This window comes from Thermoanaerobacterium sp. PSU-2, assembly GCF_002102475.1.
GTDB lineage: Bacteria > Bacillota > Thermoanaerobacteria > Thermoanaerobacterales > Thermoanaerobacteraceae > Thermoanaerobacterium.
Window position 1 is genome coordinate 64,278 of record NZ_MSQD01000013.1, and the last position, 25,378, is coordinate 89,655.

Genomic DNA, 25,378 nt, shown 5'->3' on the forward strand with positions numbered 1-25,378 from the left:
AATAATGCAAAAAATATGCCATAATGGATGGCATAAAATGTACGTGTTATATTATATCATATATTGCATGTATAATATACGCATGATACAATGAAGTTGATGAGGGAAAATTTCCATTAATACATAGATAGTCTCTATCTTGATAAAGATATAATAAAGAGGTGTCAATTATGGGATTACCTGATAAAAAAGAAGTATACACTTACGATGATTACTTAAATTGGACAGATGATCAAAGAATTGAGTTAATCGATGGCCAGATCTATTTGATGGCTCCTCCATCACGAATACACCAACAAATCTCAGGTGCGATATATATACAATTTGCCAATTATTTAAAAGACAAGAAGTGCGATGTTTATTATGCACCTTTTGGAGTAAAGTTTACTGAAAAAAGCGAAAAAGATATTAAAACTGTTGTAGAACCTGATATCGTAGTTATCTGTGATAAATCGAAACTTGACAATGATGGATGCAAAGGTGCTCCCGATTTGATTGTCGAAATAACGTCTCCTTCAACCGCAAGAAAGGATAGAGTAGAAAAGTTTAATTTATATGAAAAATATGGAGTAAAGGAATACTGGATAGTAGAACCCGATCTTAAAATAGTCAATGTATTTGCACTGCAGGAAAATAATAGATATGGCAGGCCTGAAATTTATACTGAAGAGGATAAGATTAAAGTTTCTATCTTTGATGATCTCTCTATAGATTTGAAAGATATTTTTAGTTGATGTTACAATAAAAGCCATGGTCTAAAACCATACAATTAAGGTTCAAGGCCATGGCTAAAAAGTTTATTTTATCTTGCCGGATTTAAGTTCTTTGTACTTCTTTACTATTTTATCTATAAGGATAGTTTCATCAAGACCTGTCACTTTCTTCACTGTTTCCTCAAGTCCTAACGTGTTTATGCTTTCTTGTATTTCCATGGCTTTTGGATCGTCTTTATAGTCAAATGCAAATCCTGCAGCTATGCCGTAAAGTATGTTTTCAGGCATCAAACCTGTCTCAAAGCTTAACTTGGCAGGCGATACAAGTCTATCACCGTTTGAAAGTTTCCTCACTGGATCTCTACCTACTCTTACCACTTCGTCTTTCAAATGAGGATTCTTAAATCTCTCTATGACTTTGTCTGAGTATTCCTTAAGCTTATCCATCCCTATCTTGTGCTTATTGTTAAGCCCGAAAGAAGCCTCTAACTGAAGGTTTCTCACTATTTTATCTATTGTATCGTCTAATATTGCTTCGTGAATGTACTTATACCCTTTTAAGTAGCCGAGATATGCTGTCGTGGCATGTGAACCGTTTAGAAGGAAAAGCTTCCTTTCTATATATGGTTCTAAATCATCAACAAGCTCACAGCCTTTTATATCAAAGTCGCCTTTTACAGCATCTTTCTCAATGTCCCACTCAAAAAATTCCTCTACTGCCACGTCTATAGGAGTCTCTTTCTCTATGTCTACATTTGGCACTATTCTGTCCACAGCAGTATTTGGAAAACCGACTTTTTCATCTAAATATGCTTTTAAAGTTTCGCTGGAATTTTTGTAAATGCTATCTCTTAAAATATTTGTCGCAAACAAAGCATTTTCACAGGCCATTATGTCTAGTGGCAAATCATTTTTCTCAAATCTTCTTTCTAGATAATACGCCAATTTTTCACCAATGCCGTAAAGATTGTTGACACCTACAGATGTCGTTATTACGTCTGCATCTGCAATGGCTTTTAAGAGATTTTCTTCATCGTCTATGTGAATCGCTTTGACCCCATCTACAACTTCTTTCTTGATGTCATTTCCTAATATGAATATATTGTAACTTTTAAATTTATTGATGTTATCCACCAATTCTTTAAATACATCCACAAAGTATATGTCATAGCCTGATTTATATAGTAAACTGCCTATAAATCCTCTGCCTATATTGCCTGCTCCAAAGTGTACAGCTTTTTTCATTATTCTCCACCTTCTTTAAGTATTTGGATTATTTCCTGTGGCGACTTTGCGTCTCTCAACCTTCTTACATTTTCTTCATACTGGCATGTTAAGGCGATGCTTGACAGTATCTCTAAGTGCTCATCGTCTTTGCCTGCAATACCTATAACCACGTATGCAATATTGCCATCGCCAAAATCCACTCCATCTGGATACTGTATCACAACTATTCCCGATTTCTTTATATATTTCACATACTCGGATACACCGTGTGGAATTGCTATGCCATTGCCAATGTATGTGGTGACGTCATTTTCTCTCTCTATCATGCCTTCAATGTATTCTTTTTCAACATATCCTCTATCGACTAATAGTCTTCCAGCTCTTTTAATAGCGTCAAATTTAGGTTCTGAAGCTTCATTCAATACAATGTTATTTTCATTTAAGATTTCACTATTCATTGTAATAATCCTCCTAATACTTTTTTAATACGTTAATAATAATATTTTTTACATCATCAATATTACCATATTTTAAGGCATCTTTGAAATCGTCGTTTTCTACAAGTGCAATGCTTATCTCACCCAGCATTTCCAGTACGGTGTTATCCTCTTTCTTCCTTGCCAGCATGACAAGAATCGTATCAACTTCTTCATGCGTAAATCCTATGCTTCTCATTTTGATAGGCCTACTTAGTCTGTATATTCCGATGTACGGTATGATCATCTTGTCGCTTCTTGTGTGTAAAAGAGCGATCCTTGTGCCTGGTATGACTGTATTGCCCATCATCTCCCGCTTTTTTATAAGCTCTTTTATTTCATCTTTATCTGACATGACATTTATTTTAGATATTTCATCTACAATTACATCTATAAGCTCATTTAAGCCATCTGCGCTTATCTTGCTTATATTCAAATTTTTTAAAGTTTCATCAAAATACTTAGTTATGCTGCTTTCGCTTCCTGATATGCTTATGTCATTTAACTTAAGTGGCAAAAGGTAATTGTCATCTTCATTAAAGCCTATCTTATCGATTAAATCTCTTATTTTTCGTATATCGTCAGAAGTTAAAAAAGGTGATACCGTTATTACATTGTCTAAAGAATCTTCATCTTCATACAGCTTTACTGTAGAGATAATGATATCATAATCTTTACCATCGTCTTTATTGCGTATTGAACCAATTTCTATAGAATCTATCTCAGGGAAAGCGCTTTTCAATTTCTCTGACAGTATCTTTGCAGTTCCTATTCCGTTAGGACATATTACTAAAGTTTTTAACCTTTTCTCTGCCTTTTGCCTTTCAATAGCAGCACCTACATGCATCGTTATATAACCTATTTCCTCTGCAGGCACTGTTATGTTGTACTTTGAAAATATAAGCCTGCAAGCTTTATTTACCGCTTCAAACAATTCCCCATAATACTCTTTTATTTGATCTATCAAAGTATTTCTGGACTGAAGGCCCATACTAAGCCTGTAAATAAGTGTCTCTATGTGCTGCGACAAACCGTATATAAGTTTATCATCGCACTTTATCTCCGTCTTCAATATCTTTGCGACTTCTTCGATAAGCTCTTTAGAAAGGTCATCTAATGTGATTCCAAGCTCAATGAAACCTTCTTTCTTGTAAATATACTTTTTGCCATTTAAGTGTATTGCCAGATATGCCAGCTCATCATCTGTTAGATTTATGCCGTGTTCTTTCATTATTTCATCTACTTTATAGATAAAGCTAAACTGTTCTGACGACAGTATATCATCCACAATCTCTTTGTTTAATTTTATGCTTTCATCTTGCATGTACCTATATATAGCTGTCGCCACATGCAAAAACAAAGCGAAATAATTGTTGTCGTCATTTATCTTTACGACTGTCTCATTAATAAGCTTCACCAATTTTTTAGCGGTATTTATAATTTCACTGCTAAATATATTATTAAAAAACTCCGTAATGAACTTATCCTGTTTGTCGCCGTACACATACATAAGCATTTCATCCAATGGCAAATAACTATACATTAGCTCTATTACCGCTTTTCTCTTGTCTATCTCTGTCCCCTCAACTTTTATGCCTATGCCTCTTTTCCTTATAAGCTCTAAGTTTCTCACCTTAAGCCATATCTCTATCTTATCGAGGTACATGCTTATTGTGCCTTCTGATACATTGAAAAGATAGCTGAAGTAAGTTGATTTTAATGGCTCTTTTGACAAAAGCATGCTTAAAGTCATATATATCTGCCTCTGCTCTTGGCTTAATATGCTGCCATACGATATAGGGCCGATTTCTTTGCTTATTTCTTCTAAACTTTCATTTCCACCGTGTATTTCATACTTCGACTCATTTTCAGTTATAACACAGCGATAGTTTTTCAAAATCTTATTCGCTTCATGGACTTCTCTATCGATAGTCCTCTTGCTGATATTCATTAATTTGGAAAGGTCCTCTATACTTAAAGGACCTTTCTCTATTAAAGATTTAATTATGAATTTTTGACGATCGCTTAAATCCTTCATATCATCATTCACCGTTTTTATTATTTCTTCTTAATCGTCGAAATAAACTCGTCATACACTTTGCCATCAAGGAAATTATTCACTTTCACTATTTGTGCTGATGGTGCCACCTGTGACGCTCTTTCTGCCAAGCTTTCCTGTGTAAATACTATGTCAGCCTCTTTTGGTATCTGGTTTACTGCAGAGTGTTTGACGGTGATATCAAGCCCAGCATCTTTAAGTTTCTTTTTGAGTATTGATTCACCCATCGCAGATGAGCCCATGCCTGCATCACAAGCAAATACTATTAATTTAGGTTCCGCCTTTGCAATATTTGATACAGGAGCTTGTCCTTTGCTTTGCGCTTTCAGATTGCTTACCATTGACTTAGCAAATGCCATGTTTTCTTCGCTCATTGTATCTTCGCTGGCCCTTCTTACAAACACAGAAGCTATTAAGAATGATACTACAGCACCTACTGTTATACCTGTCAATACCGGTAAGAGTCCACCTTTTGGTGTCATGGCAATTTCAGCTATGATGCTTCCTGGTGATGGTGTTGCAACAAGGCCTGCGTGTGTCAAGACGAATGTAGCATCTGCAGCCATTCCACCACCTATTACAGCTAATATCAGTATAGGATTCATTAAAACATATGGGAAGTATATTTCATGTATACCACCAAAGAAGTGGATAATCACAGCGCCTGGTGCTGATTGTTTTGCTGTGCCTTTGCCAAAAATCCAGTATGCCATGAGTATGCCAAGTCCTGGACCAGGATCCGTTTCTAACAAGAAGAATATGGACTTACCAACTTCTTTAGCCTGCTGTATGCCAAGTGGTGACAATATACCGTGGTTTATGGCATTGTTTAAGAATAATACTTTACCTGGTTCGATGAATATTGCTATCAAAGGAAGTATTCCCTTTGCAGTTACCCATTGTGCTGCTGCACCTAAACCTGTTGATATACCTGTAACGACCGGATCGATGAAAAGAAACGCTAAGATTGCTAATATTGCACCTAATATACCTGCTGAGAAATTGTTTACCAACATTTCAAAGCCTGTCGGTATCTTTCCATCTACTGCCTCATCAAACTTTTTGATGATATACCCTCCAAGTGGTCCCATTATCATCGCACCTAAAAACATCGGTATGGATGAACCTATTACAATACCTGCTGTAGCGATAGCACCTACGACGCCACCTCTTACATCGTATATAAGTTTACCGCCTGTATAACCGATAAGGATAGGCAACAAGTATGTTATCATAGGTCCTACCAATTTAGCTAAGTTGGCATTTGGCGTCCAACCAGTAGGAATGAAAAACGCTGTTATAAGACCCCATGCTATAAATGCGCCAATGTTAGGAAGAACCATTCCAGCTAAAAATCCGCCAAGCTTTTGAAGTTTTGCTTTTGCAGTTCCGCCTTTATTTGTCAAAGCCATGTTTCTGTCCATGATTTTTACCCTCCTTAAATTTATTATTTTTTCTAATTCTATTGTATGACACCATTTACACCTTTTCAATTTAAACAATTTCATTTCTGTCATCCGTTTTCCGTGACAAATTTTAAGAAGGGTAAAACTTGAATTGTGAAGGCATATACGCTACATGATCATGACAAATGTACCTGCCGTTATCAAAATCCCTGCGATTATTGTCTTCAAATCAAAATGCTCGCCTAAAATTATGTATGACAAGACAAGTGTTATAACTATGCTGGACTTGTCTATAGGAGCAACTTTTGAAACATCTCCTAAAGCTATGGCTTTATAATAAAAAAGCCATGAAAGACCTGTAGCAAGACCTGATAAAATCAAAAAAAGCCAATTTTGCCGTGTCAATACTTTCATACCGCTTTGCACACCTGTTGCAAAAACAATGCCCCATGATAAAAATATGATGACGCTTGTGCGTATGGCCGTTGCAAGGTTTGAATCCACGCCTTTTATGCCGATTTTGGCTAAGATAGATGTCAGCGCTGCAAATAAAGCAGACAATACTGCATAAAACTTCCACACAATTAATGCCCCCTAAAAGTTTACTATTTTTAAGCAGATTCTCTTTCAATCAATGTAATAGGCAGAATATTTTCTATGCTTACTTCCTTGCCATCAATTTGATCCAAAATTATCTCAATGGTTCTTTTGGCCATTTCTTCTATAGGCTGTCTTATGGTAGTCAACGGTGGGACAATCGTCTTTGCAATGCTGATATCATCATAACCCACAATCTTTAAGTCCTTTGGGACTTCTTTGCCTATTTCTCTAGCTGCATTTATAATTGTGGCTGCAATCAAGTCGCTGCTGGCAAATACACCATCAATATCAGGATGATCTGTAAAAAGCTTAATAATCAATTTTTTATACTCGTCGGTATCAAATACGTTTAATTTTGTCTCAACTACGACATTTTCAATGTTATTCTCTTTTACGACATCCATAAAAGCTTTATAGCGATTATTAGCAGGTGTATTTAAAATTAACGGGCCACTGATATGAGCAATTTTTTTGCACCCTTTTTTTATCAATAACTTTGTTGCTAAAACTCCACCATTGTAGTTATCAGATGCAACATATGGTATTTTCTCAGAGAAGTACCTATCAATAGCAACAATGGGCAAGTTTACATTAAGGTATTGTTCAGTTTTCAATGTATGACTTCCTATTATAATACCATCAACTTGATGTCTTTTAAGCATATCTATATAGCCTTTCTCTTTCTCTACATCTTGTAAGGAATTACAAAGCAATATTTTATAATCATTTTGATATGCATAATATTCAATATAGTTTGTAAGTTCTGCAAAAAAAGGGTGTGAAACGCTGGGAATCAAAAGCCCTATTAAATAAGATTTTCTTCTATAAAGTGAGCGAGCTAATTCATTGGGCTGATAATTTAGCTCTTTCATTGCTTCATATACTTTTTTTCTCGTCTTTTCGCTTATATACCCTCTATTATTCAGCACTCTCGAAACTGTCGTAACAGTCACACCAGCTTTTTCTGCAACATCTTTTATTGTAGCCATCACATCCACCCTCTACTTATAAAACCATCTTTTGTTTAATATAAACCTACTATATTATATTACTTTTAAAAAAGCTTGTCTATAAATGGCATCAAAATACATTTTCTGCAATAACAATCAAAAAGCAAGTCCACATCATCGTTTGTAGACTTGCTTTTACTAAACTATTCTTACACTACATATTCTACTTCTCTTCCATTTTCATCTATATAGTTAATGACCGTCTTATATGTCTTTAAATCTATAAACAAACTACAACGTTTATCATCTTTTTCCCAAGTAAGCCTGATTTCATCATCTTTACAGTCTTCTACTAAAAATTCTCCATTAAAAGCTTCATATCTATTTCTAAATCTGATCAACTTTAGTAATCTTTGAACGACATCTTCCTTAACTGATTCCTCTATTTCATTTAAACTATAGTTGTGTCTATTTATTTCTCGCCCTTCTTTTGTCCTTTTTACTGCTTCAAAGTCATTTACTCCGGCTAAAAGACCTACGTAATAGATTTGTGGTATGCCTGGTGTAAAGAATTGAATAGCCCTAGCGGCCAAATATGCATCATCATCACAATTTAATGCTGAATAATACGTACAATTAATTTGATGTACATCAAAACCGTCTTCTGATTTATATTTATCTCCATATATAAGGCTTAGATTAGCACCTCTTAGCACACATATATCGACCACTTTTTTGGCCTTCTTCGTATCAATAAGTCCATCCAAATCAGGCTTTACAGGAATCCCGTCATGGCAATCCAACATTGTAAATTGATTCATGGGACGGTTTTTTAGATAATCATACAACATTTCGTTTGATTTATTTATTAAAGTATAAAGAACAGTAAATGGCAAAATAAAATCATAAATCCAAAAGTCACGTTCTGCTAATTTGTATTGTATTTCAAATTGCGAATGTACCTCCAAAAGCAGTTCTATTCCATAAGATGCTGCTTGTCCTTTTATCCAGTTTAAAAATTCATATATCTCCGGTTCGACAAAAAAGCAACTAGTTCCAATTTTTTTTATCACGTATCCTACCGCATCGAGCCGAACTATATTAACACCAAAATTGCTAAACGTCTTAAAAACTCCTAATAAAAATTCTTTAGCTAAATGTGAGTTGACATCCAGATCAATTTGCTCTGATGGATCTGTCTTGCCAAAAGTCGTCCAAACTTTTTCTTCTTCTCCTGTTTCTTCTATTTTAAATGTAGAATATGGCAAAGTCCTTCGCAAAAACATTTTTTCTATATCAGTTTTGACAGGTTTGCCATCCTTCCAAAGTTTATCTAATGTAATAAACATATCAGCGTATTCTGATTTTCTACCTTTTTTTAAAAAATCCTGAAAATAAATAGATCTTCTGGATACATGATTTACCATCAAATCCAAGAGAATATCAAAATTTTCAGACATTTTCTTGATGTCGTGCCATGTTCCAAATTTAGGTTCTATCTCTCTGTATGTTATAGGTGCAAACCCTCTATCACCGGATGATGGGAAAGGAGGTAAAATGTGAATACCTCCAAATACATCATAAAAATATTTTCCCAATACATCATTTAAAGTTTTTAGATCACCGCCCAATGAGTCTGGATAAGTTATTAATTGTACTTTATTATTAAGCGCCATTTAATATCACCTCAGCTTTTTTTAAATCGTACATAGACTTTATTGTATCAATGTCTGGCAAATCAACTATTGCTCCTACATACCTTAGTTTATATGCGCTGACTGCAAATCCTAATTCCAATGATTTTTTTAAAGTATATCCTTTTATCAAACCACCATAGAAGCCTGACCAAAATGCGTCACCTGCACCAGTAGTATCCACGACTTCATCTGCTAATGTATTAAATCTAATTGTTTCTTTTCCATTTGAAACTATTGCCCCATCTTTCCCTAAAGTAAGAATTACTAATTTGGCACCAAGATCTAAAAATTTCTTAAGCTGATTTTCTGGTGTGTCTTTACCAAAAATCCTTTCTGCGTCATCTTCAGATGGCTTTATTATATCAACTTTTGATATTAAAGATTTTATATATTCTCTTCCATCATGGCCTCTTTCCCAGATCATAGAATGATAATTAGGATCATAACACACTAAAACATCATGTCTTTTGCACTCATCAATCAAAATTTCTACTGTACTCCTTGACGGATTTCTCGATATAGGCCAACTAGAAAAATGAACTATTTTTGTGTTCACAATTAAGTATTTTAGCTCATCTGAATATTCAATATGATAATCTGCATCTCTGTAAAATATCGGTGTAGGGCTGCTTTTGCTTTTTGTAACCAGAACCATGCTTGTGGAATAGTCAACTTGTCTTACATATTTAATTTCAATATGGTGCTCTTGCAATTTTTTTAATAAAAACTTTCCAAGTCCGTCATTGCCAACCGATGAAACAATAATAGAATTTATACCTAACATTTTTGAATTTATAGCAATATTTGCAGGTGATCCTCCAAAATATTTTTTATAAGTATCACACTCAAAATCATCACCATAATCTGTAGAAATCATATCTACCAACATTTCTCCAACCGTCAATACATCATACTTTTTATCGTCAAACACAATCTTGTCATTAAAATTAAACATGATTATCCTCCATCATTTAGTTTTATAAATTAAGATAACAATTTTTTTACTTCTCCCATAGAAGGCATAGCAGGAATAGCTCCTTTTTTTGTAGTACACAACCCGCCAACTGCATTCGAAAACCTGATTATTTCTTCTATATCGCTATGGTCAATTTTTTCTATTGAACATCCGATTTTCGATATGTTATAAAGAATTCCTCCCAAAAAGGCATCGCCTGCTCCTGTAGTGTCAACTACATCTACAAAAAATGCAGGTATTCGTCCTGAACCTGATGAATGTTTATAATAACATCCATCCTTTCCTAATGTCACCAATACAAGCTTTATTCCCATGTCGTACAACTTGCTGCTGGCCACTTGAACATCTGATTCACCAGTCAAAAAATACAATTCTTCCAATGACAACTTTGCTATATCTACATATTTAAGTGGAGAAAATAACACTTCTTTTGCTAATATTTCATCTTTCCATAGCGTCGGTCTCCAATTCGGATCATAAGATATTATCTTTCCAGTTTGTTTGGCATACATTAAAGCAGTTAAAGTTGCTGTCTTTGAAGGTTCATCTGTTAATGATAATGAGCCAAAATGAAATATTTTACTTTCATCTATTAATGTTCTATCAATATCTTCAATGCTAAGCATCACATCAGCACCAGGATTCCTGTAAAACGTAAAGCTCCTATCACCTAATTCATCCAGATGAACAAATGCCAATGTTGTATTTGCTTTAACAGTGTTTTTTAAACCTCTTGTTTCAATCATATTTTTATCAAGGACACGTTTTAAAAAATGCCCAAATTGATCATCACCAACCATCCCGATAAAAGCACATTTGCCACCTAATTTCGTCACTGCAGTTAAAACATTAGCAGGCGCTCCACCAGGATTCATTTCAAACAATGTATTTCCATTTTCTGATTTTCCAGCAGGCGTAAAATCAATCAGCATCTCTCCTAATGCCACTACATCATACACACAAACCACCTCGAATAGTTTAATACTTCTAATAAGCTTACAAAATTTATATGCACTTATTCTATTCCAAACCAATATCCCATTTCATGAAATTCACAACTTTGCAGAGTCCATCAGAAAACAATGAAATATTTACAGATTGACTGTCTGGGTAAACTCTCCCAGTCATTACTTTTTTCCCACCATTTATAAAAACTTCAACAGACGATACATCCACAAAAATATTAAGCCTTAATCTACCATTTATTAATTCAACTTCTGCCTTTCTCTTTCCTTTAGGACCAATGCCTGAACTGTCTCGATTAAATGTAAATAATCTTTCACGGCAATTATATGACAAAACAGTCTCTTCGCACTCTCCCTTAAATACCTTAACTCCAAATTCATATGCATCTTGTGGTTCAAATTCAACATCAATCTCATAACATATTCCATTCGTTTCAAGATTAACTTCACCATTTAATTCTATGCCTTGCAATCTGTATTCATTTTTCCTGTACTTAACTATCTCTGATATTGGCTTAAAGTATATCTCTCCACCTATTTTTATAACCTCTCTAGGAAGCGTCATAGCACCAGCCCAATTATGGCCCAGACGATTTGTAACCAAATCTGTTTCCCACATGTTCATCCACGCTATCATTATAGTCCTACCATTTTTATCTACAGAAACCTGTGGTGCATAAAAATCAAATCCATAATCTACCAAATAATAATCTGTATATGCGAATTTCCCTTCATCTATATTTAACTCACCAATAAAATAGATAGAAGAATGAGTATTTCTAAAATAAATTCCATTAGATCTCATGTACTGTGCTGATACAAACAAAATATCTCTGTCATCAAACCTGACTATGTCAGGACATTCCCAATTAATGCCTGTATTTTCATTACCCTTTAAAAGAATATTTACAAATTCCCATTTTACTAAATCTATTGACTTATACATGAGAACCTGCCCAATTCCATGTTCATCATTAGAGCCAATTAAAAGATAATAGGTATCATCTATTTTAAAAATTTTTGGATCTCTAAAATCTTTCTTGCTGGCTTTATCTGGAATCTGTGCTACATCTATTATCGGATTTCTTTCATACTTTTCAAAGGTAATGCCATCTACTGATATAGCCATATTCTGCACCTGTTTGTAATCATTGTTTTTTTCCTTCTTAGTGTATATATGCCCTGTATAAAAAATGTATAATTTCCCATCTTTTTCGATAGCGCTTCCAGAAAAACATCCATCTCTGTCATAGTCTTTGTCAGGTACTAAAGCTACAGGTAAATAAGTCCATTTAATCAAATCTTTGCTCACAGCGTGACCCCAATGCATTGGTCCCCAAGCAGCATCATATGGGTAGTGTTGATAAAATAAATGGTAATCATCTTTAAACTGAACAAATCCGTTTGGATCATTTATCCACCCATATTCACCCATTATGTGGTATTTCAATCTGTATCTTTGATTTAATTTCTTCTTATTGTGTTTTATAAATTTATTTGCATTGCTAATTTTGCTCATTTAATCCATCCTCTTTTATTTAATTGAACCTTGCAAAACACCTTTTATAATCTGTTTTTGCATTATCAGATAGACAATTATTACAGGAATAGTAGCGATCATTAATGCTGCCATTGCAGGACCATATTCAATTGTGTATGTCCCATAAAAGTAGAAAACAGACAATGGCAATGTTCTCTGGTCAGGTGATATTAAAACTAAATACGGTAGTAAAAAATCATTCCAAATCCATAAAATATCTAATATGGCAATAGTTACTGTCGTCGGTTTTAGAAGTGGAAAGACAATTTTAAAAAATGTCTGAAGTTGGCTACACCCATCGATCGTCGCTGCTTCTTCTAACTCTACAGGTATGCTTTTTATAAAGCCATGGTACATGAAAACAGCTAATGATGCACCAAAACCAATATACATATAGATTAAAGACCATTTATTGTCCATCATCCCTACCGAACCATATATTTTTACAAGTGGTATCATGATACCTTGAAATGGTATAATCATAGATGCAACCATAAAGAAAAACATAAATTGATTGAACTTCCACTTTCTTCTCACGAATATATAAGCTGTCATTGATGACAACAGTGTTATCAATAAAACGCTAAACACTGTAATGATTAGAGAATTTGCGAATGCATGCAGATAATCCATCTTTGTATATGCATCAATATAGTTGCTCAAATTTAGCTTATTTGGCATCATCATAGGATTTAATAATATGTCTTTTCTTTCTTTAAATGAATTAATTAATACAATAAAAAATGGAAATATATACAATACAAATACTATGCTTAAAAATATCAGTTTTATGCCATTTAATATATATTCTTTTCTTTTCATCAGCTTTCCACCTCCATCTTCTTGCTAAAATACACTTGCAATAATGTAACAATTGCAACTACAGCAAATAGGAAAAACGCTTCCGCCTGCCCAATGCCATACTGCTGACTTAAAAAGGCAGTATTATAAACATGCATTGAAATCAACTCTGTACTCTTATACGGCCCACCGTTTGTTAAAGACAAGTTTATATCATATACCATAAAACCTCTCTGTAATGTTAGAAAAACACTTATCGTAAATGACGGTACCATCAATGGAAGAATTATATTTTTAAGTCTGTGATATGAGTTTGCACCATCGATACTTGCGGCTTCTAAGAGATCTCTGGGAATATTCATAAATCCTGAAATATATATAACCATCATGTATCCAGAATATTGCCATACAGTTACAATGACCAATGCCCAAAAGGCCTTATTTGGATCAGTAAGCCAAGATGCACTAAATATAGGCAAATTAAAGTGTTGACCAATGTAGGCAAGGATATTTGAAAATACAAACTGCCAAATAAAGCCAAGCAATATCCCACCAATTAAATTTGGAGTAAAAAATCCTGCTCTAAAAAAGTTTTGTCCTTTTATACCACTAGTCAGCAAATATGCTAAAAAGAAAGCAATAGCGTTAATTAGTATTACAGAAAAAAATACATACTTTAAAGTAAGCAAAAAAGATGTCCAAAATACTTTGTCTTTAAACACTTGTAAATAGTTTTGAAATCCGATAAATGAATGTGTAGCTGAAATACCGTTCCAGTCAGTAAAAGTAAGGTATATTCCATATATAAAAGGCAATATTACTACTGTAAAAAAAGCAATAGTCACAGGACCGGCAAATATAAAGTACGTCTTCAGTTTGCTTAAAAAACTTTTCTCCATATCCATATTAAATCCTCCATAATATTGAATAACAGAATAGCACTGAATAACGGATAGAAAATTCCATCCGTTATTCAGCAAAATTATTTATTGTACACTTTTCCAGTAGCTTTCGATATCATTGATTAAGCCTTTTCTATCTGTAACTCCAGATAAATATTTTTGCATTGATGCACCTAATTTCGACCAATGATCAGACGGCAATGTTGTCATAAATTCTAACGTATTTCCTTCACTTATATATTGCTCAATTGATTTTGCTAATGGATCATTTGGAACAAGTTTAATATTCTTAAAGGCTGGAATTACGCTACATTGATTTACGAGTGCGTCTTGTCCTGATTGGCTGTATACTAACCAATTCAAGAACTTTTTCGCTGCATCCTGTTGCGCTTGATTGTTTTGTGTTTTGTCTATTCCTACAAATTTAGTAACACCTACCGGTATTCCAGAATTGCCATAATCGTTTGGATCATTGCTTATTGGCACAGGTACAAATCCATATTGACCATTTGCTGTATCAAAAGTCTTTATCTGAGGCCATGCCCAGTTGCCCATAAACCAAAAGCCAACTTGTCCTTGCCCAATAACTTGGGGACCTTTATCGTATGTTGGAGCCATAGGATTACTTTTGTCCAAATTGTACTTTTTCATCATGTCAAACGTATCCATTAAACCGTTAAATACTTTATTATTTGCTAAATCAACTTTACCTGCTTTTAAATCAGATATAAATTTATCTACTTGAGCAGGATCTTTTGATTGATCGGCATAAGCAATAGGTAAAAAGTGTCCTGCTAACGACCAATCCATTGGAGAAATCTCCAAAGCTTTCACACCAGTCGTTTCAACTTTTTTAAAGGCATTTTCTAAGTCATTTCTTGTTTTTATTGTTTTCGGATCAAAATTACCTCCGAAAGCCTTATCTAAAACTGCTTTATTGTATATAAAACCATACCCTTCTATTGCAAAAGGAAAAGCCATAACTTTACCATCTATAGTCGCAACATTTAATGCACCTGATACTGCATCAGATACCCACTTTTCATTGCTTAAATCTAAAAACTTATCTTTAAATTTCGCAACATCACCCGGATCAAGCATAGCCAAAGTAGGAGCATTACCAGCAGCGTACATGGAAGTAACTTTTTCAAAAGGAGATTGTCCTGCAGGTACTGGAATTACATCTACTGTAATATTTGGATTTTCTTTTGTAAATTGCTTAGCCGCAGCTTCTAACTGTGATTCTATTTCACCTTTTGAATTTAAAAATGTAATCTTAACGGTTTCAGAACTCTTAGATGATGATGTATTACTTTTAGCTGATGTGTTGTTGTTCGTCGTACCACAACCTGCAACAAGCGAAAGTATCAAAGCTGATGATACGACCATTGATAATAGTTTTCTTCTCTTCATGATGATCTCCTCTCCATAATTATTTTAAAGCTTTTTGTAAAGCTTTTTATTATGGTTTTATTATATCACGCATTTGTAAATATGTCAACCGTTTGATATATTCAAAATAATTCTGTATTTTCTTAATTGAATTAATCGTTATAATAATTATAAACCCCCTCGCATCATATATACTCTCTTGATGTGAGGGGGAGTATTTCTAATCAAATTTTATGTCATTCATGTTTATATACGCTACACCTATTACGGTATCTGCGCCACCGTAATAGACAAATATATCGTCGCCTCTTACCGCATTGCCACAACTAAAAACTACATTTGATATAAAGCCGTTCTTTTCCCATTCAAGCTCTGGCTCCAAAATCGGCTCCTTTTGCCTCGCTAAGACTACCGATGGATCATTTATATCGAGAAGTGCTGCCCCTAATCTGTAAACATTGTCGTCATCTGCAGCGTGGTAAATGAGAAACCATCCATCTTTTGTCCTAATAGGTGGTCCAGCCACACCTACCCTTGAACTTTCCCAAGTTCCTTTTATAGGTTTTATTATTGATTTATGTCCGAACCATGTCTTCAAATCGCTGGAGTATGCTATCCATATGTCCGGATACCTTCTGTGAAACATCACATAATTGCCATTTATCTTTTCCGGGAAAAGTGCAGCATCTTTGTTTGGCTCATCTAATACGACACCTTTTCTCTCCCAATTTATTAAATTTTTTGAAGTCGCAAGGCATATTCTGTAGTCATCATCTGTCCTATCTCCAAAGCCTGTATACATCATGTAGTACGTGTCATCAATCTTGACTATCCTTGGGTCTTCGCATCCCCTTAGCTCTTGCTCTACGTCATTGCTTAAAACAGGTTTATCAAGCCTCATAAAGTTGATTCCATCTTTGCTTACAGCGTAGCCTAACCTTGATATATATTTGCCGTATTTTTTGTGTGGTCCTAAATCCGTCGCTCTGTAAATAAGGTGAAACAATCCATTGTCGTATATGGCAGAACAGTTAAATACAGCTTTTCTCTCCCATTCATGCTCTGTCACTGGTTCTAAAATTGGTTTGTCGCTTAGCCTTTTTAGCTTTATCAATTTATCCACTCCTTAAAATGATATTTTATTTTTTTCCACTACTGCGACACCTATGTGTGTATCTGCACCACCGTAATAAACGTAGTACATTCCATTTGCTTCAACTGCACCACAGCTAAAAACTACATTCGGTACAAGACCCTCTCTTTCCCAATCAAGTTCAGGCTCCAAAATAGGCTCTTTCTGCCTTGCTACAACTTTTGAGGGATCTTTTAAATCTAAAAGTGCCGCACCTAACCTGTACACATTGTTTTTGTCGACTCCATGGTAGATAAGAAGCCATCCATCATCTCTTTTTATAGGAGGCCCTGCTATGCCAATCTTCCTAGATTCCCATGTGTCTTCAATAGGTTTCATTATTATCTTATGATCAGTCCAGTTTATCAAATCATCTGAATATGCTATCCAAATATCGGGTTCTCTTCTGTGAAACATGACATACTTCCCGTTTATCTTTTCAGGCAAAAGTGCTGCATCTTTGTTTGGTTCGTCAAGAACTACTCTATGTCCTTCCCAGTATTTTAAGTCATAAGATGTAGCCATGCATATCCTGAAATTGTCCCAACTTTTTCCGCCAAAACCTGTATAAAGCATGTAATATTTATCATCAATTTTTGTCACTCTGGGATCTTCAACACCCCATGCTTCCTGCTCTGTCTCACCCACTATAATAGGTTTGTCAAATCTCTCAAAATTGATGCCATCATTGCTTACCGCATAGCCTATTGATGACACAAATTTATGCTTTTCTTCTGGCTTCTCTGTGTTTAATACGAATCCATTGTTAGAAGCTCTATAAAAAATGTGAAACTTATGATCTTCATATATTGCTGCGGCATTAAACACAGCTTCTCTTTCCCATTCGTGTTCTTTTAAAGGCGACAATATTGGTTTGTCTGTAAGCCTCCTTAGCCTAAACATTATAATACCCCCTTCTACATCAAAAATGCAACTGCTTCATCGGCTTTTATCACGAAATTTTCCAAATCAAATTCTTTATTGCTTATTATATCTTTCACTCTTCCAGAAATGTTCGCATCAATCTTCACATCAACATCTTCATGATTAATAAATATTACAAGTTCTTTACCTTTGTACTTAAATTCTTTGACCTCTACGAATGGCGATCCCGCTTCTATCTTCGGATTTATATTTGATATTTCTTTTGCCAATTTGTATATTTCATAAGTTTTATCGTCTTTATATACGTCCGGCATGTAGCTTAAATAAAGTTCGATAGGGTACGTTACAAAGACTGCATTGCCTTTACCGAATTTATTTATGACTACTGCGGGATTCCTTTCATTGTCGTATCCAATCACACTACATGTCGTAGGTTTTGCGATTAAATGCTTATTAAATTTAAGTGTGCTGTAATTTAACTTAATCTTTCTGTCTTCTATATAAATTGAAGCGGTATTATCCTTCGGCACCATTGAATACTGTGTTTCAATGCCAAAAACTTCGTCAAATCTCTCAACGGCAATCCCATCATAAGATGCGTATAATGTACCACCGCTTTTTACATAATCAACTATCCTCATCCACTGATCGTGTGTTAAATGTCCCTTCCTATATGCCGATGGAAGTATCAGCATCTTGTATCTATTAAAATCTATATCAGAAGCTTTTACCATCTCTACATCTAAGCCAGCTTCTTTTGCAAGTATAAAGCTATTTAAAAGTATTCTGAAATTTCTTTCCGGTGTGTAATCATCGCCAACAAACAATGCATTATAATACTTATCAGGAACAATTATGGCTGCATCACAACTTTTGGGGATTAATTCATCGTATTCAATTTTATTTATAAATTCTGAAAAAGCTTTTATTTGAAGTCCTGATGGCTTTGGCCTGCCATCAAATGCAGTTATGCCAAAGTGCGTTTCAAAAGGTGTTGTGTTGTAGGGCAATTTGTTTCCAACTGTAAAATCTCCAAAGCACCATGCTATTGCGCCTAATGATTCATTTGCAAATAGGCTGTACAAAACCGTTTTGTAGTATTTACCTTCGATTTCTTCCGACATCATAAGTGTGGTAGCGCCAAATTCCTCAAACAAAACATCTTTACCACCCAGAGCTTTAGTAAGCTTCGATGCAAATGGCGCAATGTAGGTGCTTCTTATGGAATTCACAGGGTCAATACATGTATCTGTGTAAATAGGATACGCATGCATACATAAAAAATCATTGCCTTCTCTTAAATCCTCTGGGTAAAATTTATTGTCTGAAAGAAGGGACGCCTGATGAATTCCCAATGTCACTAGATGATTTTTGTCGTATTTTTTTATCTCATTAGACAGTATATAATTCCACAGCCATGCATCGTGTCTTGACTCTGTTTTAACATAGTTGTCAGGCTCGTTGGAAAGATCCCAGAATAAAATTGCATCTTCATTTTTGTATTTTTCTGCAAAAAAGCCGACGAGTTTTACCTCATGCCTTAACATGAAAGAGTCATTGTATATGCTTTTGCCATTTCTCCAATTTACATCGAAATTTTCTCCGCTCATGTGTCCTACGAAAAACGTAGGGACAATTTTAATATCCACATCATGGCATATTTCAATAAGTTCATCAAATTTCTTAATCGCGTCTTCCGATATGATATCAGGCTGTGGCTGAAAATCTTCCCACAAGAGATTTATCCTCATTACATCAAGTCCTAATGATTTAGCCTCCATAAACTCATTTTTGATTTCTTCCTTATTCCATTTCTTCCACATGTCAACGCCATAATTTCTTGGCCAGTAATTAGCACCTATTATGAATTTGTGAAAATAGTCCGTCATTAAAGTACCTCCGATTCATCAATTTATTTAAGAACAAACTGAATTCCTTCTTTAAAATTTTTGCTGAATATTATAAATAGCACGAGTATCGGTAATGTCAAAATTACAGATGCTGCATACATCGGACCAGGATATGCACCATAAGGCCCAAACATCTGCGCTAACATAACATTGAGAGTTAATAAATTTTGATTATGGACAACAAGCATATCCCACAATAGTTCAACCCATCTTTCCATAAATAAAAATAAAAAGATAATTGTAGTTATAGATTTCGACATTGGTAAAACAATTCTAAAAAGTATTTTAAGTTCGCTTGCACCATCTATCTTAGCAGCTTCAATTATCTCATTTGGTATCGCTTTAAAAAAATTTGTATACATAAATATTGCCCACAAGCTAACAGATTTTGGAATGATCATTCCTAAATAAGTGTCATACAATCCAAGTTTTCTTACAATTAAAAACGTGGGTATTAAAAGAATAATAGATGGATAAAACATCTGAAACATAATAATATTGTTTATTGTCTTGCTGCCTTTAAAAACCAGTTTAGACAATGCATAAGCTACTAATAACGCTGTAACCATCATCAATAACGTTGATGAGATTGTTACAATTACACTATTGCCAAAGGCTTTAAGCCACGGACGCGGGGTTACATCACTTCCTCCAAGTAAAAGCCATATATAGGATTTAAGCGTCAAATCTGTAGGTATTATTTTCCTATCAACTTGATTCCATGGTGCAAGTGAATTTAATATCATGTATATATATGGATACATCATCAAAATTAATATAATAGTCGCAACTATATACAACAATGCAATTTTAAATTTCTTTTTTTTACTCCCAACCATAATTTTTCCCCCAAACTTCTAATAATTTTCGTATTGCTAATATAGTCACAAATGTTACCACAGAATCAATTATAGCAATCGCTGAACCATACCCGGCATTCAATCTACTGAATGCTTGATTATATATTTCTATTTGCCATGTATTTGTAGCAAGGTTAGGGCCCCCACCTGTTAATACATAAGGCTCCGTAAATATACCAAATACAAGTCCAACTGCAAGTATCGTTACTGTAAACATCGCCGGATATAAAAGAGGAAGCGTAATCTTAAAAAATCTTACCAATGATGTAGCACCATCTAATGCGGCAGCTTCGTATACTTCACCTGGTATACTTTCTAACCCAGATGTCAAAATAAGAGAATAATATCCAATAAATTTCCACGCAATCATGATAGCAATGATTAAAGGTGCAAGTATTTGTGAACCAAGCCAGTCTATATTTAAGTTCCATGTATTTCTAAGCCATATATTTAAAGCACTATTATATGATAAAATGCCTTTTACTACTATCGAAGTTGCAACACCAGAAGCAAGATATGGGAGAAAATAACCTATTGAAAATAAACTCTTAAATCTAGGTAAACTGTTTATGATTAATGATATAACAAGAGAGCCAATTAAAACAATAGGTACAAACAATACCATAAATTTATAAGTGACAACGAAAGCAGCTTTTACACTAGGGCTATTTAAAGCTTGTATAAAATTAGAAAACCCTATTTTTTCATAGCTTGGTGAAATTAAATTCCAATTCGTAAATGCAAGAAACAGCGCCCATAAAAGTGGTATCAAAAAGAAAATTAAACTGTACAAGAGGTATGGGCTGGCGAAAAGCCAACCCAAATTTTCATGATTTCTTTTCATTTAAGAACCCCCTGAATAGCTGTTTTCATATCGTTCCATGCCCTTTGTGCATCTATCTGTCCTGAAACAATCGGATTTACAGCTTTCTGTCCAATTAATGTTTGAATATCATTAAATTTCGCATTATCAATTGGAGGAATTGCATTTGGTATTGATGCTGCATATAGTTGAAGCTCTGGATGATCTTTAAGGTATTCCTTAAATTGTTCGTTTGTATTAACATCATCTCTTGCTGGTGGAAGATTTGTAATCTCAAACCATCTCATATCGTTCTCAGGCTTTGAATATACCCATTTTATAAATTCCATTGCTGCCTTTTGTTTTTCAGGACTTGCTTGTGCATATATTACAAGCCCCTTTGTGTCAGCAAATGTCTTTACATTGTCGGTACTCATTCCATCCGGCACCGGAGGCAATGTCAGTACATAAGTTTCATTTAACTTAAGTTCTGGATACTTATCTTTCCATGTGCTAAATGTCCATGGCCCAATTGTTGTCCAAACACTTAATCCTGTTTCAAAAGGATCTGTAGCTTTTTGCGTTAATATAAGCTTACTTTTTGTCATATCCTCGAGGAATTTTAATGTTGCCACACCAGCTTTATCATCAGCAACTAAGTTACTACCTTCTATGAATTTATTGCCGTTTGATGCCGCATCATATAACATAAAGAAATCAAACCATCTCTTCCACCAAGTAGAATCAATTAAATCCGGATTTGCCCACAAATACTTATTTGGATATTTTTCTCTCAATTTCTTTCCAAGTTCAATAACTTGACTATAAGTTTTTGGAGGTTCATTATAGCCAAGTTGTTTTAAAATATCTATCCTCCAGGCGAAAAGCATCGCATTCGAATATATAGGCAAAACATATTGATGACCATCAGCAAATTTCCATCCTGATATTGTATTGGTCATGTTTCTGCTCTTAATAATGTCATTCCAACCATTCATAGAATCCAACGGTACTAACGCTTTGCTATCTACAAGTTGTGCCGCAAATCCACGTGAAATGTTTTCAGAAATCGTAGGAGCATTACCACCCGCCAAAGCTGCTTGAATCCCCGCTTCAGATGTTGGAGATTCGGGCATTGGACTTACATTTACCTTGATATCAGGATTGACTTTCGAAAATTCTTCTGCCATCTGCTTCCAAAAAGTTTGTTGTGGTGGATTTGGAGCAGCCCAAAAATCTATTGTGATAATTTTATTGTTTGTTGATTGGGACGACTCACTTTTATTTTTTGTGCTATTTCCACTTCCGCATCCACTCAACAATGTAGCTACAAGAAGCACAGAAATGATAGTTTTTGCTAATTTTTTCATCATAACCCTCCTCATAAATACTCATTTTTAATTTTTTTATAAATTATCTTATTTCTTTTACAGATCCTCTCTCGATTAATTTAACTTCCATTCTTATATGGTCATACGGTTCTTTAATATTATTCATCCTCCACAAAAGTTTTTGAACTGCCTTGACGCCCATTAGCTCCTTGTTTACACGAACCGTAGTCAATGGAGGATTGACAATCTTGCATATATCGATGTCATCAAAACCCACAACTGAAATGTCATCAGGCACTTTCAATCCTAAAATGTTTAATGCATTATACAATGTTATAGCTGCACTGTCGTTTGAGCATACCCATGCAGTCGGTAGCTTATCCATCTTTGATATAATATTTGCCACTTCTTTGTAGTTTTTGCTTAAAACGTACTTTTCAACGCTGCCGATTACACAGTACCCTGGATTTACATTTAATATAGGGTCAATATTAAGCCCTGATGTTCTCATGGCTTCATTAAATCCAAGCCATCTCTCCTTGAAACTTAGAGAAAAGTCTATCTCTCCAAAAAATCCTATCTGCGTATGCCCTTTTTCAATGAGATATTTTGTCGCCATATAAGAGCCAGGTATATTCTGAGTCAAAACTGCATCTGTATTTATCAAAAATGATGAATGATCGACTTGTACTATTGGTATTCCATAATCTAAAAGCATCCTTAAGTGTTGATCTTTTATCGTTCCTACAACTAATATTCCTGAAACTTTTCTGCTTTCAACACTTTTAGGAATCTGAAAATCATCTTTATTCATAAAGTTTACCAAGATGTCAAAATTGTTTTTTCTAGCCTCATTTTCTATTCCAAGTATTACCTTTGTGTAAAAATGAGTATCGCGAAAATTTCGCTCCTCTATCAAGAGACAAATATTTTTAAAATGATTTTTGATGATGAAGGACGGATTTTCGTCAAAATAGCCCATTTCATCGGCTGTTTTTAAAATCAGGTTTTTTGTATCTTCGCTTACTCCAACTTTATCGTTTAGCGCTATCGATACCGCATTTACAGATATATTCAATTTTTGTGCTATATCTTTCATTGTAACCTTTTTCTTCTTGATTGCCGGCAATCTAAACACCTCGGTGTAATTTTTTCTTGCAATTTAATTATACGTTATGCTTATATAACTTTCAAGCAATTTTTACTTGAATTTAATATGATTTTGCTTGAATTAAGTGCTATATTTGATTAAATAACGATTACTAATACAATTTATACCATATTTAATATTTTGTTAGGTTTATAATTAAAGTAATTCAAGTAACCATTTAAAGAACTTTAATAACCACAAAAAAGCCGGTTTTTACTTAACCGACTTTTTGGCTTTATTTTAAACTCTATTCTCTATCAGAAGATCTAAAAGCTCTCTATCCACTTTATATCCGTAGAAGTCTTCGTATTTGGCACCATCGCGACCATGTTCTATGATCCCAAATGGCCCTTTAAAGTTCCAGAGGGAATATCCCCATTCAAATTCTTTGTACAAACTTAAAAGGTCCTTAAACCATCTTAAAGCAACTTCATTTGGTGTTTTGTTGAAGCATCCAAATTCACCTATATGCACCTCAACACCTTTTTCTTCCACATCTCGCCATGGCCTGTAGTATTCTCTTATAGTATCTTTATTCCACATCTTTCCGTCCCAAACAAGATCTGGATATGTAGGCATTGGCAGCCCTTTGTAACCATTCCACCATGTCGCTTCATAATGTGTTAAAGCCATTGGCTGATATCCTCTCCCACTGTGTATCACGCCAATATCAGCTAACTCCGGCATCGCTATGTTTCCACCGCCTAAGCCATCTATGACTATTTCTCTTTCAGGATCAATTTGGCGTATTGCCTCAACAGTGCGCTTAATCAGTGATGCGTGTATCTCGCGAGTCATGCCGTACTGTCCTATATCCGGTGGCTCATTTAAAAGGTCAAAACTAAGGTATTTATTTGACACTCCCTTGTACCTTTTAGCAAATACCTGCCATTGGTATACAAATCCGTCTTGAGCAACTTTATCAAGCCACAAATTATCTCTCTCAAGGTCATTACGGTTAATGCAGTATCCAGGCCCTCTGTGTATATTTAGGCACATGTGAATATTTCTCTTTTTACACTCTTCCAAGTACAAATCTATATATTCAAAAACGCTTTCATCTGGATTAAAATAATCAAAATTTTTTATCCAAAATCTATAATCTGTCGGTATTCTTACGAAGTTAAATCCTGTCTCCACCAAAAAATCCAAAGCTTTCAAGTCAGGCTTTAAAGGTGACTTACCTTCATCCCACACGTATATCCACTGAAAATTAAATCCATATTTTTTCATCAAATTCAACTCCCAAAATTTATTGAATATAAAGCTTTTTATCTCATGTTTAATTGAAGATTTTTCTTAATAAGTTCTTTCCTCTGCTTTACGCAATCTACAGATCTTAGCGCATCCGGCGGCGTGTTAAAAGCATAATCTAAGAGTCTATCGACAGTCGTAGTTGCAACGTGGATTCTAGTGTCTGATGAGGCGTAGTATATGTACACATCGCCATTATCCCTTGCAATTGCTCCATTTGTAAATACTACGTTAGAAACATCACCAACTCTCTCCTCGCCTCTTGGTGCAATCAAATACCCTCCTGGAGCTGCTATGACTTTGCTTGGATCATTTAGGTCTGTTACAAATAAGTATATAACTATAGATGA

At 34.6% G+C, this 25,378-nt stretch carries 23 protein-coding genes; 1 reads left to right on the plus strand and 22 read right to left on the minus strand.

What is annotated here, in order from left to right:
* The first annotated feature begins 170 nt into the window (after window positions 1-170).
* The gene (locus BVF91_RS10480; protein ID WP_085113344.1) at window positions 171-734 is read left to right on the plus strand and encodes a Uma2 family endonuclease; all 564 of its coding nucleotides are present in this window, start codon (window positions 171-173) and stop codon (window positions 732-734) included.
* A gap of 63 nt (window positions 735-797) precedes the next feature.
* Here BVF91_RS10480 and BVF91_RS10485 read toward each other — a convergent pair whose 3' ends face one another.
* From BVF91_RS10485 to BVF91_RS10590, 22 genes are all read right to left on the minus strand, one after another.
* Window positions 798-1,958 (minus strand): mannitol-1-phosphate 5-dehydrogenase, encoded by a 1,161-nt coding sequence (locus BVF91_RS10485; protein WP_085113345.1) that lies wholly within the window; start codon window positions 1,956-1,958, stop codon window positions 798-800.
* Entirely contained in the window at window positions 1,958-2,398 is a 441-nt protein-coding gene (locus BVF91_RS10490; protein ID WP_085113346.1) for a PTS mannitol transporter subunit IIA, read from the minus strand. Before BVF91_RS10490 ends, BVF91_RS10485 begins: the two co-directional genes overlap by 1 nt.
* 13 nt (window positions 2,399-2,411) lie before the next feature.
* Window positions 2,412-4,466: a BglG family transcription antiterminator gene (locus tag BVF91_RS10495; protein ID WP_240495874.1), complete on the minus strand. Its 2,055-nt coding sequence runs from the start codon at window positions 4,464-4,466 to the stop codon at window positions 2,412-2,414.
* Window positions 4,467-4,474: 8 nt separating this feature from the next.
* Complete coding sequence (locus BVF91_RS10500) at window positions 4,475-5,899, minus strand: PTS mannitol transporter subunit IIBC (protein WP_085113348.1); 1,425 nt, start codon at window positions 5,897-5,899, stop codon at window positions 4,475-4,477.
* Window positions 5,900-6,049: 150 nt separating this feature from the next.
* Window positions 6,050-6,463, minus strand: a complete 414-nt coding sequence (locus BVF91_RS10505) for an EamA family transporter (protein ID WP_085113349.1) — start codon at window positions 6,461-6,463, stop codon at window positions 6,050-6,052.
* A gap of 29 nt (window positions 6,464-6,492) precedes the next feature.
* Entirely contained in the window at window positions 6,493-7,470 is a 978-nt protein-coding gene (locus BVF91_RS10510) for a LacI family DNA-binding transcriptional regulator (RefSeq protein WP_085113350.1), read from the minus strand.
* 170 nt (window positions 7,471-7,640) lie between these two features.
* Window positions 7,641-9,107 carry a sucrose phosphorylase gene (gene gtfA, locus BVF91_RS10515; protein WP_085113351.1) on the minus strand — a complete coding sequence of 489 codons (1,467 nt, stop codon included), beginning with the start codon at window positions 9,105-9,107 and terminating at the stop codon, window positions 7,641-7,643.
* Window positions 9,097-10,083 carry a carbohydrate kinase family protein gene (locus BVF91_RS10520; protein ID WP_085113352.1) on the minus strand — a complete coding sequence of 329 codons (987 nt, stop codon included), beginning with the start codon at window positions 10,081-10,083 and terminating at the stop codon, window positions 9,097-9,099. Before BVF91_RS10520 ends, gtfA begins: the two co-directional genes overlap by 11 nt.
* Window positions 10,084-10,112: 29 nt before the next feature.
* On the minus strand, window positions 10,113-11,063 hold the full coding sequence (locus tag BVF91_RS10525; protein ID WP_085113353.1) for a carbohydrate kinase family protein: 951 nt from the start codon (window positions 11,061-11,063) through the stop codon (window positions 10,113-10,115).
* 61 nt (window positions 11,064-11,124) lie between these two features.
* Window positions 11,125-12,588: a glycoside hydrolase family 32 protein gene (locus BVF91_RS10530; RefSeq protein WP_085113354.1), complete on the minus strand. Its 1,464-nt coding sequence runs from the start codon at window positions 12,586-12,588 to the stop codon at window positions 11,125-11,127.
* 15 nt (window positions 12,589-12,603) lie between these two features.
* Window positions 12,604-13,431 carry a carbohydrate ABC transporter permease gene (locus BVF91_RS10535; RefSeq protein WP_085113355.1) on the minus strand — a complete coding sequence of 276 codons (828 nt, stop codon included), beginning with the start codon at window positions 13,429-13,431 and terminating at the stop codon, window positions 12,604-12,606.
* Window positions 13,431-14,315 carry a carbohydrate ABC transporter permease gene (locus tag BVF91_RS10540; protein ID WP_085113356.1) on the minus strand — a complete coding sequence of 295 codons (885 nt, stop codon included), beginning with the start codon at window positions 14,313-14,315 and terminating at the stop codon, window positions 13,431-13,433. Before BVF91_RS10540 ends, BVF91_RS10535 begins: the two co-directional genes overlap by 1 nt.
* 81 nt (window positions 14,316-14,396) lie before the next feature.
* On the minus strand, window positions 14,397-15,725 hold the full coding sequence (locus BVF91_RS10545) for an ABC transporter substrate-binding protein (protein WP_085113357.1): 1,329 nt from the start codon (window positions 15,723-15,725) through the stop codon (window positions 14,397-14,399).
* Between the two features lie 199 nt (window positions 15,726-15,924).
* On the minus strand, window positions 15,925-16,818 hold the full coding sequence (locus BVF91_RS10550) for a 1,2-beta-oligomannan phosphorylase (RefSeq protein WP_014759158.1): 894 nt from the start codon (window positions 16,816-16,818) through the stop codon (window positions 15,925-15,927).
* Window positions 16,819-16,830: 12 nt separating this feature from the next.
* A complete protein-coding gene (locus BVF91_RS10555) occupies window positions 16,831-17,739 on the minus strand; it encodes a beta-1,2-mannobiose phosphorylase (protein ID WP_085113358.1) in 909 nt (302 codons plus the stop codon).
* A gap of 14 nt (window positions 17,740-17,753) precedes the next feature.
* A complete protein-coding gene (locus BVF91_RS10560) occupies window positions 17,754-19,610 on the minus strand; it encodes a beta-galactosidase trimerization domain-containing protein (protein WP_085113359.1) in 1,857 nt (618 codons plus the stop codon).
* A gap of 23 nt (window positions 19,611-19,633) precedes the next feature.
* Window positions 19,634-20,470: a carbohydrate ABC transporter permease gene (locus tag BVF91_RS10565; RefSeq protein WP_085113360.1), complete on the minus strand. Its 837-nt coding sequence runs from the start codon at window positions 20,468-20,470 to the stop codon at window positions 19,634-19,636.
* Entirely contained in the window at window positions 20,457-21,335 is an 879-nt protein-coding gene (locus tag BVF91_RS10570) for a carbohydrate ABC transporter permease (protein WP_085113361.1), read from the minus strand. The genes BVF91_RS10565 and BVF91_RS10570 overlap by 14 nt, the downstream gene beginning before the upstream one ends.
* A complete protein-coding gene (locus tag BVF91_RS10575) occupies window positions 21,332-22,663 on the minus strand; it encodes an ABC transporter substrate-binding protein (RefSeq protein WP_085113362.1) in 1,332 nt (443 codons plus the stop codon). The genes BVF91_RS10570 and BVF91_RS10575 overlap by 4 nt, the downstream gene beginning before the upstream one ends.
* A gap of 43 nt (window positions 22,664-22,706) precedes the next feature.
* Window positions 22,707-23,753, minus strand: coding sequence for a LacI family DNA-binding transcriptional regulator (locus BVF91_RS10580; protein WP_085113363.1), 1,047 nt, complete (start codon window positions 23,751-23,753; stop codon window positions 22,707-22,709).
* Between the two features lie 261 nt (window positions 23,754-24,014).
* Entirely contained in the window at window positions 24,015-25,007 is a 993-nt protein-coding gene (locus BVF91_RS10585) for a glycoside hydrolase family 5 protein (RefSeq protein WP_085113364.1), read from the minus strand.
* Between the two features lie 38 nt (window positions 25,008-25,045).
* On the minus strand, window positions 25,046-25,378 hold a 333-nt coding region (locus BVF91_RS10590), incomplete at its 5' end, for a glycoside hydrolase family 130 protein (RefSeq protein ID WP_502688659.1).

Bases quoted from the DNA above. Each gene is read 5' to 3' on its own strand.
- BVF91_RS10480 (WP_085113344.1), top strand. From the start codon at position 171: ATGGGATTACCTGATAAAAAAGAAGTATACACTTACGATGATTACTTA.
- BVF91_RS10485 (WP_085113345.1), bottom strand. From the start codon at position 1,958: ATGAAAAAAGCTGTACACTTTGGAGCAGGCAATATAGGCAGAGGATTT.
- BVF91_RS10490 (WP_085113346.1), bottom strand. From the start codon at position 2,398: ATGAATAGTGAAATCTTAAATGAAAATAACATTGTATTGAATGAAGCT.
- BVF91_RS10500 (WP_085113348.1), bottom strand. From the start codon at position 5,899: ATGGACAGAAACATGGCTTTGACAAATAAAGGCGGAACTGCAAAAGCA.
- BVF91_RS10510 (WP_085113350.1), bottom strand. From the start codon at position 7,470: ATGGCTACAATAAAAGATGTTGCAGAAAAAGCTGGTGTGACTGTTACG.
- gtfA (WP_085113351.1), bottom strand. From the start codon at position 9,107: ATGGCGCTTAATAATAAAGTACAATTAATAACTTATCCAGACTCATTG.
- BVF91_RS10520 (WP_085113352.1), bottom strand. From the start codon at position 10,083: ATGTTTAATTTTAATGACAAGATTGTGTTTGACGATAAAAAGTATGAT.
- BVF91_RS10530 (WP_085113354.1), bottom strand. From the start codon at position 12,588: ATGAGCAAAATTAGCAATGCAAATAAATTTATAAAACACAATAAGAAG.
- BVF91_RS10535 (WP_085113355.1), bottom strand. From the start codon at position 13,431: ATGAAAAGAAAAGAATATATATTAAATGGCATAAAACTGATATTTTTA.
- BVF91_RS10540 (WP_085113356.1), bottom strand. From the start codon at position 14,315: ATGGATATGGAGAAAAGTTTTTTAAGCAAACTGAAGACGTACTTTATA.
- BVF91_RS10545 (WP_085113357.1), bottom strand. From the start codon at position 15,725: ATGAAGAGAAGAAAACTATTATCAATGGTCGTATCATCAGCTTTGATA.
- BVF91_RS10555 (WP_085113358.1), bottom strand. From the start codon at position 17,739: ATGTTTAGGCTAAGGAGGCTTACAGACAAACCAATATTGTCGCCTTTA.
- BVF91_RS10560 (WP_085113359.1), bottom strand. From the start codon at position 19,610: ATGACGGACTATTTTCACAAATTCATAATAGGTGCTAATTACTGGCCA.
- BVF91_RS10565 (WP_085113360.1), bottom strand. From the start codon at position 20,470: ATGGTTGGGAGTAAAAAAAAGAAATTTAAAATTGCATTGTTGTATATA.
- BVF91_RS10570 (WP_085113361.1), bottom strand. From the start codon at position 21,335: ATGAAAAGAAATCATGAAAATTTGGGTTGGCTTTTCGCCAGCCCATAC.
- BVF91_RS10575 (WP_085113362.1), bottom strand. From the start codon at position 22,663: ATGAAAAAATTAGCAAAAACTATCATTTCTGTGCTTCTTGTAGCTACA.
- BVF91_RS10585 (WP_085113364.1), bottom strand. From the start codon at position 25,007: ATGAAAAAATATGGATTTAATTTTCAGTGGATATACGTGTGGGATGAA.